This is a genomic window from Serpentinicella alkaliphila, assembly GCF_018141405.1.
Lineage (GTDB): Bacteria > Bacillota > Clostridia > Peptostreptococcales > Natronincolaceae > Serpentinicella > Serpentinicella alkaliphila.
This window is the reverse complement of record NZ_CP058648.1, coordinates 2,365,265-2,381,455: the sequence shown is the minus strand read 5'-3', so window position 1 is coordinate 2,381,455 and position 16,191 is coordinate 2,365,265. Positions and strand designations below refer to the sequence as shown.

Below are 16,191 nucleotides of genomic sequence, written 5' to 3'. Positions count from 1 at the left end.
CTAATTTTTTTTTAGCATATTCGTGGTAGCATATCTGCCTCTAGGGGGCTAACAATTCTCCTGCCCCCAATATATGTTTCCATCACTACCCTGGGATGTACACCAATTAAATCAAATCCACCTATAATTGTTGCATCTTCACAGCCCTCACATCGTCGAATTTCATCTAGTACTTCTTCAGCATTTTGCTTCTCAACTATAATGATCAATCTACCCTCACAAGCATGATATAAAGGATCTAACCCTAAAAGCTCATTTATAGATTTCACTTCACTTGATATTGGGATAGCCTTTTCTAACAACCTAATTCCTTTTCCAGACATTTCTACGATTTCATTTAAGGCAGTTGCTAGACCTCCCCTGGTAGGGTCCTTCATTAACCTAATACTTTCCAATTTTGGCTGGATCCTTTCAATTATATGGTTTAATGGACTACAATCACTTTTGATGTTTCCTTCTACTTTTATTTTAAATCGTTCAACTGCTATCGTAGTACCATGCTCTGCAATACCCCCAGTTATAATAATTTGATCTCCCTCTTGTATCGTTTTGGGTTGATATCCAGCCTGAACTACTCCTATTCCTGAGGTATTGATGAATACACCATCTACTGCCCCTTTTTCAACCACCTTTGTATCACCTGTTATTATTTTTACTCCGGTTTTTCTACACATCTCTCCCATGGACTCTGCAATCTTTTCAATTAGCTTTATATCAAAGCCCTCTTCAATTATAAAGCCACAGCTTAAATATAACGGCTTGGCTCCTGCTGTAACTAGATCATTTATAGTACCACAAACAGCTAATTTCCCAATGTCCCCCCCAGGAAATACCAGAGGCTTTACAACAAAGGAATCTGTTGTAAAGGCCAGTCTCCCATGATCCAAATCAAATACAGAGGCATCATGATAGTTTACTAACATATCATTATGAAAATGCTTATAAAAAATATTCCTTATAAGTAAGTTTGTATGCTTTCCTCCGTCTCCATACCGGAGTAACACTTTATCATTCATTCTATACTTCCCCCCCCATACCTATGAGCAATAGCACAAGCCCCCTCTGTGGATACCATACAAGGCCCCTGGGGACTCCTAGGGTTACATCCCATCATAAAAAGCTTACATTCCTCTGGTGTCTTCTTTCCCAATAAAATATCCTTGCATTCACAATTCATACTCACCTTTACATCTTGGTTTTCTACCACAAATAAATTCAGTGCGTCAAATCTAGCATATTTTTTATTAATCTGTAAAGAAGATTTTTCTATGTTCCCAATTCCCCTCCACTCTCCATCTAAAATATCAAACACCTCATCTAACAACATATTGGCATTTATATTTCCCTGAGAGCTCACACATCTTTTATACAGATTTTGAAAGGCATTTTCCCTTTTTTGAGTAATCTGTTTAACTAAGTAATATATTCCACCTACAATGTCAATAGCCTCAAAACCACATACGGCAGCAGGAATAAGGTACTCTCTATTTATAAATTTAAAATAATCCGACCCTTTTACAGTGGCCACATGACCTGGACAGATTAGCCCATGGATCTGACTGTTAGCCTCCTTCATAATATAATGTAGGACGGGTGACATTAATTTAATGGAAGTTAGAAAATATAGGTTGTCGATTCCTCTATCATAGGCAGTTTTAATTGCTAAGGCTATAATAGGTGCTGTTGTCTCAAAACCTACTCCAAGAAAAACAATCTGTTTTCCTCGATTTTTTTCCGCCATATCAATTAGGTCCAGAGGTGAATAGACTATCCTTACATCCTTTCCCCTACTCTTTTCTTCCTGTAAACTCACCTTACTTCCCCTTACCTTTATTAAATCCCCAAAGGTAGCCAACGTTACATCATATTTATTTAGAATTTCTATAGCACGGTCAATGTACTTTTCCTCCGTTACACAGACAGGACATCCTGGCCCCGATAAGAGCTTAATTTTTGAGGATAACAGAGTTTTTAACCCCAGCTTTGCAATCATTTGGGTATGGGTGCCACATACCTCCATAATCTTTATCTCTTCCGTGACCATGGAATTCACCTCATTGATTAGGTGTGTTAACAGATCCTTATCTATCTTCCCGTTCATTTCCATCCACCATACTTTCCAATATACCTAGCAGATCGTCATAATATATACTATCAATCCTCTCAATGGCACACCCTGCATGAATTAGCACATGTTCGCCCACCTTTAAATTAGCAACTAATTGTATATTGACAGTCGTTTCTACTCCCATAATTTTTACCCTTGCCTCATGATGAAATAATTTAATGACTTCCCCTGGAACTGCAATACACATATCATCCCTTCCCTTCTATTGCAGCTGCCACCCCTAATTGTCCAACTGAAATACCACTATCGTTAGTAGGGATTTGTTGATGGTAATAGACATGGCAATCTGTTTTCTTCAACCCCTGGACTACATGAGACAATAGATATGTATTTTCAAAAACTCCTCCGCTCAATACTACCTGGTTTATATTGTATATCTCCTTTATTCTAGAGATCACCTCTAGGGTCACATTACCTATAGTATTATGAAATTTCGTAGAAATAGAGGAAGATGATAATTGATTTTCTATGTCTTTTAAAACTCCGATTATACTACTTTTGTAATCAATTCTATAAACTCCATCTTCATCTTCTATATGATAAGAATAGTATTCTTTAACAGTAGAATCTAAAATATTTTCTAATTCAATAGCTGCCTGAGCATCGTAGGTAATTTTTTGTCTAAGATTTAGTAGAGCTGCTACACAGTCGAAAATCCTTCCCACACTCGAGCTTTCAAAACAATTTAATTTCTGATTTAAAGCCTGGGTAATTGTATTAATACTTTTTTCATCTACCTCTTTAAATATCTTATCAAACCTTAAATTATTTTGATGTAGATAGCTTAAAGCAATCCTCCAGGGTTCTTTGATTGCCTTATTTCCGCCTTGTATGGTTGCATATTTGAAATGCCCTACACGAATGAAACTCTTCCTACTACCCACGAAAAATTCTCCACCCCATATTTTCCCGTCTGTGCCTAGGCCCGTTCCATCAAAAACTACCCCTATTACAGGTGTAACAATCTTGTGTTCGACCATGCAACTAACCATATGGGCATGATGATGCTGTACTGCTATTTTTTTACCTACTAGACTTTCTGCATATTGAGATGACAGATAGCTTTCATTGAAATCATAGGCAATTATTCTAGGCTTCAATCCCAATAATTTTACTATATTTTCTATTGCCTTTTCATAGATTTCATAGGTATCCAAATTCTTTAAGTCTCCCAAATACTGACTCATATACCCATATTGATTTTGAGCAGCGCAAAATGCACTTTTTTCCTCAGCCCCCAAGGCCAATACTTCCTGAGCTATATTGATTGGGAAGTTAAAGGGGGTATAGCCTCTCGCCCTTCTCACTAAGACCTCTTGGTCATTTATTACCCTTACAACCGAATCCTCCAGTGGAATATGTATGTCTCTATCATGTATTAAAAAATAGTCAGCAATAGTTCCTAAGTTCTCAAATGCCTTATTATTTTCATATTGTATTGGCTCACTACTTACGTTACCACTAGTCATGACAATAGCTGTAATTCTTTCTCTAAACATTATATAATGTAAGGGTGTGTAAGGAAGCATAATTCCTAATTTTTTCATTCCGGGAGCAATTTCATCAGGTAATATCGTATCTTCCTTTTTTTCTAATATAACGATAGGTCTTTTATTACTTAACAAGATCTTTTCTTCTGTTGCATTAATCCTGCATAATTGTTTTGCTATATATATATCCTTAACCATAAGAGCAAAGGGCTTATGGGGTCTGTTTTTTCTTTTTCTCAATGTCGTTACAGCCTCTTGTTTTTCAGCATTGCAAGCCAAATGATATCCACCTACCCCTTTTATGGCCAATATTTTCCCCTGTTGCAAAAGTTCTATAGATTTTTGAATAGGATCCGTGCATATTACTTTACTTCCCTTATTAGTTAATAAAAGTAAAGAGGGTCCACAATTTGGACAACAATTTGGTTGAGCATGAAATCTCCTACTTGTCGTATCATTGTATTCTTCTCTGCAATTAAGACACATTTGGAAAGTATCCATAGTTGTATTATTTCGATCATAGGGCAATTTTCTAAGAATAGAATATCGTGGGCCACAGGCTGTGCAGTTTGTAAAAGGGTAATGATATCTATGATTATCAATATTAGAGATTTCTTCTAAACATTCTGGACAAGTAGCCACATCAATCCCTATAAATTTAAGTTCTTTTTCATCAGAGGAGCTAGGCATAATTTGAAAATCTAGATATCCCTTATATTCTTTATGAAGTAATTTTACTTTTTCTATTGTAGACAAATTAGGAGGATTTTTAATAATTTTTATTAAAAAGTCACTTATGTCCTCTTTTCTACCCTCTATATCTAGGATAACAGCACTTCCCTGATTACTAACCCAACCTTTAATGTTAAATATATTAGCCTGGTTATATATATATGGTCTATACCCTACCCCTTGGACTATTCCAAAAATTTTTATGATGTATCTTTTTTCAGCCATATCATTATGACTATTTTTATGGTTCAAAGGTCTCACCCTGGAGACTATGAATAATAGCTGTCTGCTCTTCTATATCTTCTCTTTGCAATTTTATCAATAAATTATCTCCTATTAGTTCCTTACTATGGTTCTGTAAGTGCTCTCGTAGACTCTCTTCGTTAACATGACTATGATGGTTCACTACCAAAGTAAAGGCTTCTATTTTCTCTAGCTTATGCTTCTGGCATAGTTCCTTTAGAGCTTGTGATATTTTATTTAATAAGTAGGTGTCATGCATTTTATACCCTCCTCGTATTTTTATAAATGAATTGATACACTTCCTCACATATATGAGGAAGTCTGGTTTGCAATGTGTTACTGAGTTCTAAACTGAAATCAATCTCATGCACTTCAATGCCAATTATGAATCCTTTAACTGATTTCTTATAAACCTTTATCAGATGAACTAAACTTGATTGATGCTGTGAATAAGCTTGAGTATGCTGCTTAATATATTTATCAATTGAAATGAAGGTTACAGTCCCTGGTTCTTCATTAAAATACGCTGCATCAATAATAAATAAAAAGTCTCCATTATCAATTTTACTTATTGCATAATCTATATCTGTCTCTCCCAATATTACTTCTATGCATATATCTCTTAACTGTTTTAACAGTTGCTCTACTACCCTAATTCCTATCCCATCATCTCCCATAATCCGATTGCCAATCCCAATACATTTTACAGCCATATTACACAATCCTAATCTGTATTAGGAAGTAGCGATCACTTAGTACATGGGTAGCGCAGGAAACACAGGGATCAAAGGACCTAACAATTCTTCCTATTTCAACAGGGTTTTTCAAATCTGATATTGCCGTTCCGATCAATGCTTTTTCCACTACTCCTTTAACTCCTTCAGAATCCTCGGGAGATAAATTCCAAGAGCTAGGAGTAATAATCTCATAGTTTACAATCCCTTCATCCCGAGTAGCAACCCAATGCCCTAATGAACCTCTTGTAGTGTCAATAAGTCCCTTACCCCTGGATTCACCGGAAAACACATATCTTCCTTGTTTAGTTGGTTTAGGCTCCATCCGTTCTAAAAGGCCCTCCATGATTCCGATGATTTTTCTTACCTCTAGCACTCTAGCAATGGTTCGATCCATAGTGGAAATACCATTGGTATAATCACCGCTTAGCCACATTCGTGCAAGAGGCCCAACCTCCATGGGCTCTCCCCCATACCGTGGGGCTTTTATCCAACTATAAGCCTTTTCCTTATACACATTCTCTTCTACTGTTGGCTCTGTAGGCCTTTGTTCGATTTGACTAGCCTCATACCAAGCTGCATATATATTTTCAGTAATTTTTTCAGCATTAAACCCCTGAAGTTCTCCATTTATTAATACATGAGGTGCTACATAGAATAGGTCTTCTTCTAAGTATGTATCAAAGACCCCGTAAGTCATTAGATTTTTATACCCTACTCCATTTTCAAAATAATCAGAGTAGTATTTTGCAATGGTATAGACATCAGGAATCATTCGCGCCACCACAAATTCTCTGATAGAGGATAATATAGATTTAATCTTTATCCATTTAGCTGCTTCTAGATTTACTGTTACACCCCCTACAAATATTCCATGGGTATGGGGGGCTTTACCTCCTAGAACTGCTAACATTTCATGAGCTAAACGACTATATTCAATAGATTCTAAATAGTTTCTAGATAACTCCCGATTCAATTCTTCTGGTAATCTATAATCATTATGGGTAACATTGAATAGGGGTTGAATGTCTGGTCCCCTTACAAAATCCGGAAAGGTATATTGATAAAAATGTCTTAAATGGTTTTGAACAAATTCACAGCCATGCATAAAATCTCTGATCATCTTGTCATTTTCATCGGGACGGATGTCTAATATATCTTCTAATGCTAAAGTAGATCCCATAGAGTGGGCAGTAGAGCAAATGCCACAAATCCTTTCTGTAAAATATATGGCATCTAAAGGCGGTCTTCCTCTTAGCATTTTTTCAAAGCCTCTGAATAACATGCCACTACTTTTGGCATCTATAATCTGATTTTTTTCAACCTCTACTTGAATCTCTAAAAAACCACTTATTCTAGTAATAGGGTTAATCGTAATTTTACTTCCCATAGCTTCCTCCAGAATATTATTTTAATATCTAACAAAGGGCCCCATCCCGTCAGGAAATCTTTCCTGTGCACAACCAATACAAGGGGTGTTGTCTTCAATAGGCCAATTTACATACCCATTCCACTGTCTCACAGGACAATCTGTTCTAGTAACAGGTCCCCGACATCCTAATTTGAACATACATTCTCTATCTCCTAGCTTAGTTGCAAAGATGCCCTTTTCAAAATAAGACCTCCTAGTACATTGATCATGTATTGTAATTCCATAGAACATTATAGGCCTACCTTGTGCATCTAATTCTGGCTTGCCAAAAGCGATGAGGTTAGCAATCGTTCCAATAGCCCAATCTGGATGACTAGGACAACCTGGTACTCTGATCACTTCCTTATTTAATAACTGTGGTACGCTAACACTTTGGGAAGGGTTAGGTCTTGCAGCAGAAGGACCTCCATAGGAAGCACACGTCCCTACTGTTACCACATACTTAGCTCTTTCACCCGCGATTTTCACTGCCTCCATGGCAGTTACCAACTCCCCTTGATATCGTGCAATTATTGTGTATAGTCCTTCATCCTTTGTTGCTACTGCCCCTTCAACTACTAGAATGAATTCGGTCTCTAAAGTATCCAAAAACTGCTGAAAGGCCGACTCTCCCTCTGCAGCCATTAGACTATTGTTATATTTTAACGTTACCATTTGATCTAATAGGTAAATGACATCTGGGTTTTCTGCATTGAGTAAAGAAATGATATTTCCTGCACAACCAGTTGCTTCTAACCAGATTAGATTAACTTTTTTAACACTAGCGTTTTTGATTTTCTCTAGTGCTAGATCCATTATCTTTCTAGCTGTAATTGTTTTTAAATTTCTAATTGGACAGTTTATTGACATCTCGTTTAACTTTAACACTCCAACTTGTGGCAAATTCCTCAAAATCTCTGTTCTACCGCCATGACATCCCATAAAGGCTCCAGATAAATCTCTTCCCGCATATAAACTAAAATGAGTACCCCCACCCCAGGTTGCATCTAAGCTTACATCGTAAACAATTCCATTTACCGCCACATAGGCAGGTCTCCCCCCGGCACCATCATATTGAGCCAACTCTTCCAAAGTGAACTCTCTTTGATTGACGTGTGTATTTTCTCCCTCCCGGTTACTTGGATTGTTCATACAGTTAATGTGCCATTGCTTATAATAAAATCGTCTCATTTCATTGCTTAGTAAACCTTCATAAAACATTCTTTGATAGGGATCTGTGCTCAACAAAATCATCTGCTGATAATATCGTATATTGTTATTAATGAAGGATAATTCTTTATTGTACCAAGTATTTTTACTCACTTAATCTCCTCCAAAATTATTAATTCTATAAATTTTATGTTGAGTAATTAGGAATTATTAATCTTAACTCTTATAAATCACTCATCTAGTACCTAAAATCTCTGATCAGTAGAATACATGTTAACCTTTCCCTCTATATGCGACATACATATCCGCAAATTTCTTATCTCTATAAAAAGACAAATCCCCTAAATTCATCATTTAGTGGGTTATACTTTACTCTTTGATCTATATATATAATTCTATAATTGACTGATTGCAGCCTAATTCTTCTCTACCAACACTACTGCTTACTTATGAGGGGTGATTAATCAGTTTATTATACCCTCCATATCATGACCCCAAAAATGTTCTCCAACTATTCACTAAATGTGCGTTTGGGGAAAACGAAGTGTCAGTTCTAAAAACTGTTTCCCAAACAAGACATTTAGGGAAAGTGAAATAGTGGTTGGAGCAGCTTCTATAAAAACTTACCCTAGATACTCCTAACTCTATGTAACGTTAGTTGAGGGATTGGATTCTTAAGGTGGACACCTAATCGGAACAGTCTGCCTCTTCCCTCGAAGCGCCCCTATAAGTAGGCAGTCTGTGAAGACTAGACCTACGGAGCCTTCCTTAGCCACCGTAACAGTCTGTAGCTCCCTAAACCTTATCCCTATAGTGCTTCAGTCTGTAAAGGTGCGGTAGCAATAGCACTCGACTGCAACAGTCTGCAGCCCATTGAGTTAATATAAGTCCCTGCAAAAAAGATGGCTTTTATGGACGTAGGTAATAACAAGCCATATCACTTTGGTCCTTCTCCTATACCCATTAAGAAATCAGCTGCAGTCTGTGGAAGGAGCGTATACAATGACCCGAAAGATACGATCTTTTGTATAGTGAATGAAATGATAGAATTACATTAGAAAATTAAAATTTATCCCTTAGTGGATGATTAGGTATAGACAAAAGGTTGTTGACCCCAGTATTTCTAGGGTGGGTGGTGGGAATACAATAAAAGATAGAGGTGATTGACTTTATGTAATCTCCTCTATCTTCTGATTATATGGTATTTCTCTACATTACTATTAACCTATATCTTCACCTATGTACTTTTTCATAATTTTTATAAATCTATTCCAGTATGGTGGGTAATCATTGCTTCCATTCTTACTAATCTTTTCACGATTAGGAAATCTAATAGTTAGGCGCCACTGAGTTCCATCACATACGTAATCATCAAAGTAACTATCCTTCCAACATGATACTTCCAAAGCAGCTATTTCCTCTGCAAAAGTAATCCATTGTTCTGGTATTAGTGTAATTTCCTTTAATAAAATATCTGGATGAAAGTTAACTTCATTTTTGGGATGTTTCAAATCTACCGACATTCCACCTGGAGTCTTACCATACCTTATTAATTTATTTTTTCTCTTCCCATTAATATACACAAAGTGGGAATCTCCAAAATATCCCCCTACATAGAATTCTAAGGATGTCATTCCAAGTATCTTAAATGTATCGACAAATCCAAAATCTTGTCCACATGTTTTACATTGTCTGGTTGGATCATTGTCTGAAACACAACACCCCCCTAACACTATTTCTCCACGTTTCATTAATTCGAAAGCTTCATATGATGGCATTCCATATAAAATTTTAACCGTTTCTGTTGATCCACATGCTGGGCATTTTTTCTTCGGCATATCAATATCACCCCATCGTCCTTTGTAATGCACCATTTGGTGTTGGTATATTTTTAATATCTAATTCTTTGATGAAACAGTAATGTTCCAGGAACTCTTTTGCAAATTTCTCTTCCGAAGTCCCTTTCTTTATTTCACAAATTTTATTTAGTACTTGGGATGCCTGTATATCTGTTATGTATCTATGTAATCCACTTCCAAATACAATCTTTTCTGGCTTATTAGGATTGAAGTAATAATCCCAGAACTTCAACTTTTTGGCTTCATCAAGAGATAGATGTAATCTATATTTTGGGTTTGCTCCTACATGTCCTTCTTCTCGACTATCCCCTTCATAATTTTCATTAATTAGAAATACAGCAAAAATAAATCTCTCGCTATCATCAGCATAGGGAAGTTTAGAGGTTAGTAATGCTAAACTATTTGGTTTTACATTTCTCAGCGACATAGGTTTTCCTTTATCATCACCATTCTGAGTAACCCCTGCACCAGCAGTCCATATTTCAAACATTTGGCTCTCATAACAAACAGACTTGCTGAATTCAAATTTTGTTTCATTGTAAAACTTAGTTATTTCATCTCTTGATATTTCACCACTTAAATATTTGAAGCACTTGTTTTCTGGTTGGCTACACCAAATATGTTTTGCTACTTTAATATTGTATTTAATTATTTCGTCAGTACATACACCTTTATAACCAACTACTTTGTTGCTTTTCCCACCATCACAATAATTACACTTAAAGGCAATATTATTCTTATCAGTAGATTTTGTAGTATATACCTTTGCATTACCGGAATTACCTAAGTTTTTTTTGCTCTTCATAACATTAGCACGTTCCTCAGTAGCTTTCTTATTCTCTGCTTCTTTCTGTACAATTTTTATTTTTTCTTCTTCAATATCTTTTAATAAGGCTGTATTTTCTAATTGTAAAAACTGTCCAAAAGCCGCTGGGTAAACAAACTTCTTTTCTTCCATAGTTTCATCAAATAATATTACTACATAATTTTGTTCACACTTTACAATTTTTCCCTTACCGAAAGCTTTATGAATAACTATTTCACCACAAAGATTCAAAAATCTACACCCCCAATAAAAGCTAATGTACCTAAATACTAATTACCCTAGTCTAAATTATCCTTATAAAATTCCATATTGCTTCGTATACTGCATACTCGACTTTTTTATCCTTATAGCTTCTATTCCTTTTAAACAAATCCCTGTAAAAAAAGTATAAATTTTAATTATTATCAAACGACAAAAAATGACAATTTAAATATGCGCAATAGCTTTAATCTTTAACTTATTTTTTCAAGATTAATTCTTTTAATCTACATTAGATGTATTTAGGCTTTACTGGTTTGACGTTTATTCTTTACTATTTTTCTTCAATCCTCTTTGTTTGCTGAATTTTCAAAATCTCTCTTATAATAAAGAAAAAATAAGGAAGGAGGATGATCTTGAACAAAATTCAATTGCTAAGAATTTTCAGCTATGGTAATTCCAATGTATAGGGGGTACTCAGCTGGTTCAACTGGATCATCGTTTACTTGAAAAACTACAACAGATTAGGTATATGGTAGGTGGTCCTGTAAACATTACATCAGGATATCGTACTCAAGCTCACAATCAAAGGGTTGGGTGTAGCCCCAATAGTCAGCATATGCATACGGGCATGCGGGTATCTGAGGTCTGTGGTCTCACCTCGCATTGCGTAAATCTTGAGAAAATGTCTATTAAGGTGGATAAGATCATAATAAAAAAGAAAAGGGAATGGGTATTTGTAACCCCTAAGACCCGATCCTATAATCGGGAGATTTTAATTGGTATTACCCTAGTCAACATTTTAAAAAGACATCGTAAAGCCCAAATGGAAACAAATTGGCCGATGGTAGGCATTGTATTGATAGTGACTTTGTACGTACTAAGGAAAATGGAGAATTGGTTTCTCCAGACACTCTAAAGCATATAAGTCGTTTGGTGAATTATGAGCTGATAATTCCCTTTAAATTCCACTCCATTGGACATACCGATACTACGATGCTACTAGAGGCTGGAGCAAATATTAAAGAAATTCAAGGGCGTTTAGGCCATAGTAAACTTTCCACTACTATGGATACCTACTCTCATATTACCAGTAAACTTAAACAGGATAGTGTGGATCGTTTTGAAAGTATGATTAAATGAGTTGCCACCCATTTAGAAAAAGCGTTGGTAAATGGGTGGCAGGTGGCAAAATATATGATTTTAAATCGCTGAAACTCTTCTTAATCCTAGATATTTTAGCGACATACTCCACATGAGCCATATAGGGAAACCTCTCACTTTTGCTCACATATATGAAAGTATCAAAAACTTGAAAATTCCCATAATAACATACATGAGTTATGCAGTTGACTCCATATACTGGGAATTTTGCACAGTAAACCAACCTAACAATAAATTCTTCGGCCAAAATTTATCAATAAGTCTTGCAAATTGCCTAACTTCTGTGTCAAAATGTACTTGTATAGTTTGAAAGCATTGCTGTGCTTTTATAACGATACGGTATGTGGCGTTGAAAAAGTTTCGGACCATTTCGCCGTGGGTGAAGCCTTCTTCAGCGCCTTTATTATTGAGTTCCCATCTTGCATAGACAAGTAAAGTTTCTGCTGTAAAAATGAGCTCAATATGGGCGTAATGATGACTTTCCGACGTTGAGTGGCAAGAATTCAACCCCAGTTCTTGTTTTGCAGTTCTAAAAAAAACCTCAATGCTCCAACGCTTAATATATGCATCTAAAGCTTCTTCAGGATTATCGACCCTATTACTAATCAAAAGGTAAGCCCCACGATATGTAGCTGCAACCTCTTTGTTTTTCTCAAATTCATCCTTCATCATTTCAGTATCTTCTTTGAGTCTTGTAGCTACAACTGCTTTTGCAATAGGCGTATAACGATACTTAGTTACTACTTTACCCTGCTTTCCAACTAAACGGTAGGGTAACTTGATATAAATATTAGGTATGGATATAGCACTTACTTTATCTTTAGACCACTAATAAGAAGTTTGAAAAAAACTTCTTTAATAAGCATTGAAGGCTTTACAGGGATAAAGCGTTCTCGGCCTGTAATATTCTCAATTTCTTTTCGATAAAGTCTCAGTATTACGTTTTGCCTTAGTAACCCAATCATATTGATGATCTGTGAGCCAATTAAAAAAGTCTTTGCATAAAAACCGGCGGTCCATGGCAACCCATAGTACCCCTGTGTAAATCCGGCGAATATCCATTAGCATTTCTTTTGAAAGATCTATTTTTGTCTGTTTTTCATCGCTATTTTCTACCTTACGCCAAATACGCCAAAACAATGGATATTTAAGTCCGTTCTTTAATACAACAGTTGTAGCAACTATATTCATACACCAGATATTTATTTTAATGGAGCTATCATATAACCAACAAAGGAAAGGGATTTTCTTTCCATGGGCATGAGCCACCTTTGTATCATCAAGTACAATAACATCTCCTTCAGTAAATGCAGTTTCTTCTTCTTGTTGTAGTCTTTGTACTCTTTTAAAACTAAATAAACCCCAATTATAATCAGTTGTAAAAAAGCGGCTAAAGGTATATTGAGCCATTTTAAGATTCCGAAACATCGGTTGTAATAAGCTATCCTTAGTAGCATAATCAGAAATACGTGAGACAGAATTTTTATTAGCAATAAGTCCTACCACATAAGCAAAAGCAATAAGCCAAGTGGGTACACCATTACGTTTTACAATACCCGATTGCGTAAGCAGAAGTGAAAAATCAAATTTATCCCAAATTGCTTTTAAAACTGGCGTTCCGCCCCCATTTCCTTGTTGTAAATTTCTATATTTCGGTTTCCCAAGAGTCATATTTATCACCCATTCATCAAGAGTAATGGCTATTAATACCATTCACTTTGATTATTGGGGCGGGTTTAAAAAGTCAAGTCTTTTTTGCTATTTCAAGACATATAAAACAAAAATATTTTTTAGTATATTATAATATACGATACATCAGTCTTATTTACATTTATTTACACGAACTGCATAACTCATGTAACATATATAGTTAAGGTAATTTATTACAATTATATAGGTGGTGGTTAATTGAGTATATATGAAAAACGAGTGACTAAATATGAGAAACTAGTTAGTCACTTAGAGAAAAGATTACATTCTGTTGGTAATTGGAGATTATTAACTGCTGTTAGTGGTATTATTATTTCTGCTGGAGCTGATAGGTTCGGGTTATATTATTTGTTTTGGAGTTCTATCCTTATCTTCACTTCTTTGTTCATATATTTAGTAATTGAATATAATAAGCTAAAAAAGGTACTAGAGTATGGAAAATCAATGCTTAAGATTAATGGTGACTCTGCTAAACGATTAAATGGTACTTGGGTTGAATTTGAAGATGTTGGAGAAGAATTAAAAAATGAAAATCATGATTATTCCAGTGATCTTGATATATTCGGTAGAGGTTCTCTTTTCCAATGGATTAATACTACTAATACTTATTTAGGAAGAGCTAAACTTAAGGATTTTTTAACTAAATCATGTTATTCAGAGAAGCTTTTATATGATAGACAGACTGCTATAATTGAACTTGCTAAAAAACGATGGTGGCGTCAAAGGTTTCAAGCTGAAGGTTTTGAAATTGCTAATGAAATAAGAGAAGATGAACGCCTAATAAAATGGTTTGAAACTAAAAATAATTTTTATGCTAGAAAAGATATAGTTATTTTAATTCGTTTATCACCATTCGTAACAATTTCAACCTTCTTATTAGGATACGGATTTAGCGTAATCCCTAGATTTATTCCTATTCTTGCGCTAATAATACAAATAGTAATGCTTCTTGTAGGTGTTAAACAAAGAAATATTGACTTGAATACTGTATATACTTATCAAAGAAATATTAGAGTATATAAAAATATGCTTAAGCGTTTTGAAAAAGTAAATTTTAAATCTCTCTATATCAATAATTTAATGGAAATAATTAAAAGTAAAGATGGTTTATCGGCCTATAAGCAATTAGCTGAATTAGAAAAGATTGTTGATAGCATTTCAAATAGGGGTAATCTAATGTTTCTACCAATTAATATTTTTCTCCTATGGGATTATCAGTGTATGGTCTCCTTAGAAAAATGGAAAAGAAACTCTGGCCATTTAGTAAATAACTGGCTAACTGCATTAGGTGAAATGGAAGCTTTATCTAGTCTAGCAATTATTAGCTTTGATTATCCGGAATGGACAATGCCTGTTTTTACAAAAGAATCATCGGTTGTTAGATCCAAGGGTATAGGACATCCCCTCCTGACTAATAAACAGGTATATAATGATTTAATAATTGAGAAACCTAAAAATATTTTACTAATTACTGGATCTAATATGTCTGGTAAAAGTACGTTATTAAGAACCATTGGTATAAACCTTGTCCTTGCCTATGCTGGCGCCCCTGTTTGTGCTAAAGAATTCCAATGCTCTTTTATGAGAATTATCACCTGTATGAGAGTTAGTGATAATCTTGAAAAAAGTATATCTTCCTTTTATGCTGAATTGCTGCGAATTAAAGAAATCCTTAGGGCTACCGAGGAGAGTCAGCAGGTATTTTTCTTACTAGACGAAATATTTAAGGGTACTAATTCCCATGATAGGCATTTAGGTGCAAAGATTTTAATTGCAAAGTTATACAAACAAAATGCAGTTGGATTAGTCTCTACCCATGACTTAGAACTTGGAGAACTAGAGCAGAGTACAAATGGAAATATAGTTAACTATCATTTTCAAGAGCATTATAAAGAAGGTAAAATATACTTTGATTACAAATTAAGAAAAGGAATTTCTACAACAAGAAATGCCCTGTATTTAATGAAAATGATTGGTTTAGAAGATTAGACCCAAAATTCTATTTGTAATATATGGTATAATTAACAATATATTTAAGTTAACTATATTTATGAGGGGGATTATTATGGCTTTCGAAAAGACTAACTTTGATATTTTTCAAATAGGTTATAAAGATAGCTTTACAAAGCAAATAAATGAAGAGGATGTCCAAAAGTTTTCTGAACTTACAGGTGATGTTAATCCGGTACATATGAATGAAGAGTACGCTGGTACTACTCGTTTCAAAAAAAGAATTGCCCATGGAGTAATTAGCGCTGGTATTATTTCTGCATTAGTTGGCAATAAGTTAATGGGGGTTGGTTCTATATATGTGTCTCAAGAACTAAAATTTCTTGCACCAGTTTTCATTGGTGACACGCTCACAGCCTCAGGTGAAATAGTTGAAAAAAATGAAGAAAAGAGAAGAATTAAAGTTAAAATGGAAGTACATAATCAAGATGGGAAGCTAGTAACTGAAGGATATGGAATAGTAATGCATGAGTAAGTTTTAAAAGATAGAACCCTTATTTTCTAAGGGCTCTATCT

Annotated in this window: 16 protein-coding genes; 4 read left to right on the top strand and 12 right to left on the bottom strand. The window is 35.0% G+C overall.

Going from position 1 to position 16,191, the window contains the following annotated elements; translation table 11 throughout:
* Window positions 1–11: 11 nt before the first annotated feature.
* From hypE to HZR23_RS17190, 10 genes are all read right to left on the bottom strand, one after another.
* Window positions 12–1,016: a hydrogenase expression/formation protein HypE gene (gene hypE, locus HZR23_RS12160; protein ID WP_132849602.1), complete on the bottom strand. Its 1,005-nt coding sequence runs from the start codon at window positions 1,014–1,016 to the stop codon at window positions 12–14.
* On the bottom strand, window positions 1,013–2,101 hold the full coding sequence (gene hypD / locus HZR23_RS12155) for a hydrogenase formation protein HypD (RefSeq protein ID WP_132849601.1): 1,089 nt from the start codon (window positions 2,099–2,101) through the stop codon (window positions 1,013–1,015). The genes hypE and hypD overlap by 4 nt, the downstream gene beginning before the upstream one ends.
* Complete coding sequence (locus tag HZR23_RS12150) at window positions 2,082–2,315, bottom strand: HypC/HybG/HupF family hydrogenase formation chaperone (protein ID WP_132849600.1); 234 nt, start codon at window positions 2,313–2,315, stop codon at window positions 2,082–2,084. Before HZR23_RS12150 ends, hypD begins: the two co-directional genes overlap by 20 nt.
* Window position 2,316: 1 nt before the next feature.
* Window positions 2,317–4,602 (bottom strand): carbamoyltransferase HypF, encoded by a 2,286-nt coding sequence (gene hypF / locus HZR23_RS12145; RefSeq protein ID WP_330571498.1) that lies wholly within the window; start codon window positions 4,600–4,602, stop codon window positions 2,317–2,319.
* Window positions 4,592–4,852, bottom strand: a complete 261-nt coding sequence (locus HZR23_RS12140; protein WP_132849599.1) for a hypothetical protein — start codon at window positions 4,850–4,852, stop codon at window positions 4,592–4,594. The genes hypF and HZR23_RS12140 overlap by 11 nt, the downstream gene beginning before the upstream one ends.
* Window position 4,853: 1 nt before the next feature.
* Window positions 4,854–5,306 (bottom strand): hydrogenase maturation protease, encoded by a 453-nt coding sequence (locus HZR23_RS12135; RefSeq protein WP_132849598.1) that lies wholly within the window; start codon window positions 5,304–5,306, stop codon window positions 4,854–4,856.
* Between the two features lies 1 nt (window position 5,307).
* Window positions 5,308–6,717, bottom strand: coding sequence for a nickel-dependent hydrogenase large subunit (locus HZR23_RS12130; protein WP_132849597.1), 1,410 nt, complete (start codon window positions 6,715–6,717; stop codon window positions 5,308–5,310).
* 21 nt (window positions 6,718–6,738) lie between these two features.
* The gene (locus HZR23_RS12125; RefSeq protein WP_132849596.1) at window positions 6,739–8,061 is read right to left on the bottom strand and encodes a hydrogenase small subunit; all 1,323 of its coding nucleotides are present in this window, start codon (window positions 8,059–8,061) and stop codon (window positions 6,739–6,741) included.
* Window positions 8,062–9,128: 1,067 nt separating this feature from the next.
* Window positions 9,129–9,746 carry a hypothetical protein gene (locus HZR23_RS12120; protein ID WP_207667935.1) on the bottom strand — a complete coding sequence of 206 codons (618 nt, stop codon included), beginning with the start codon at window positions 9,744–9,746 and terminating at the stop codon, window positions 9,129–9,131.
* Between the two features lie 7 nt (window positions 9,747–9,753).
* Window positions 9,754–10,824, bottom strand: coding sequence for a hypothetical protein (locus tag HZR23_RS17190; RefSeq protein WP_243098284.1), 1,071 nt, complete (start codon window positions 10,822–10,824; stop codon window positions 9,754–9,756).
* Window positions 10,825–11,257: 433 nt separating this feature from the next.
* Between HZR23_RS17190 and HZR23_RS17915 the strand changes: the two genes are divergently transcribed.
* Both HZR23_RS17915 and HZR23_RS12105 read left to right on the top strand, forming a co-directional pair.
* Window positions 11,258–11,710: a D-Ala-D-Ala carboxypeptidase family metallohydrolase gene (locus tag HZR23_RS17915; protein WP_334295602.1), complete on the top strand. Its 453-nt coding sequence runs from the start codon at window positions 11,258–11,260 to the stop codon at window positions 11,708–11,710.
* Complete coding sequence (locus tag HZR23_RS12105) at window positions 11,629–11,934, top strand: tyrosine-type recombinase/integrase (RefSeq protein ID WP_243098282.1); 306 nt, start codon at window positions 11,629–11,631, stop codon at window positions 11,932–11,934. Before HZR23_RS17915 ends, HZR23_RS12105 begins: the two co-directional genes overlap by 82 nt.
* A gap of 198 nt (window positions 11,935–12,132) precedes the next feature.
* Here the strand turns inward: HZR23_RS12105 and HZR23_RS12100 are convergent, their stop codons facing one another.
* A complete protein-coding gene (locus tag HZR23_RS12100; RefSeq protein ID WP_456300199.1) occupies window positions 12,133–12,672 on the bottom strand; it encodes a transposase in 540 nt (179 codons plus the stop codon).
* Window positions 12,673–12,864: 192 nt separating this feature from the next.
* Window positions 12,865–13,668 carry a hypothetical protein gene (locus HZR23_RS12095; protein WP_213050254.1) on the bottom strand — a complete coding sequence of 268 codons (804 nt, stop codon included), beginning with the start codon at window positions 13,666–13,668 and terminating at the stop codon, window positions 12,865–12,867.
* Between the two features lie 195 nt (window positions 13,669–13,863).
* Between HZR23_RS12095 and HZR23_RS12090 the strand changes: the two genes are divergently transcribed.
* Together HZR23_RS12090 and HZR23_RS12085 are read left to right on the top strand one after the other, a co-directional pair.
* Window positions 13,864–15,654, top strand: coding sequence for a MutS family DNA mismatch repair protein (locus tag HZR23_RS12090; RefSeq protein WP_132849764.1), 1,791 nt, complete (start codon window positions 13,864–13,866; stop codon window positions 15,652–15,654).
* A gap of 76 nt (window positions 15,655–15,730) precedes the next feature.
* A complete protein-coding gene (locus HZR23_RS12085) occupies window positions 15,731–16,150 on the top strand; it encodes a MaoC family dehydratase (protein WP_132849765.1) in 420 nt (139 codons plus the stop codon).
* The last annotated feature ends 41 nt before the right edge of the window (window positions 16,151–16,191 follow it).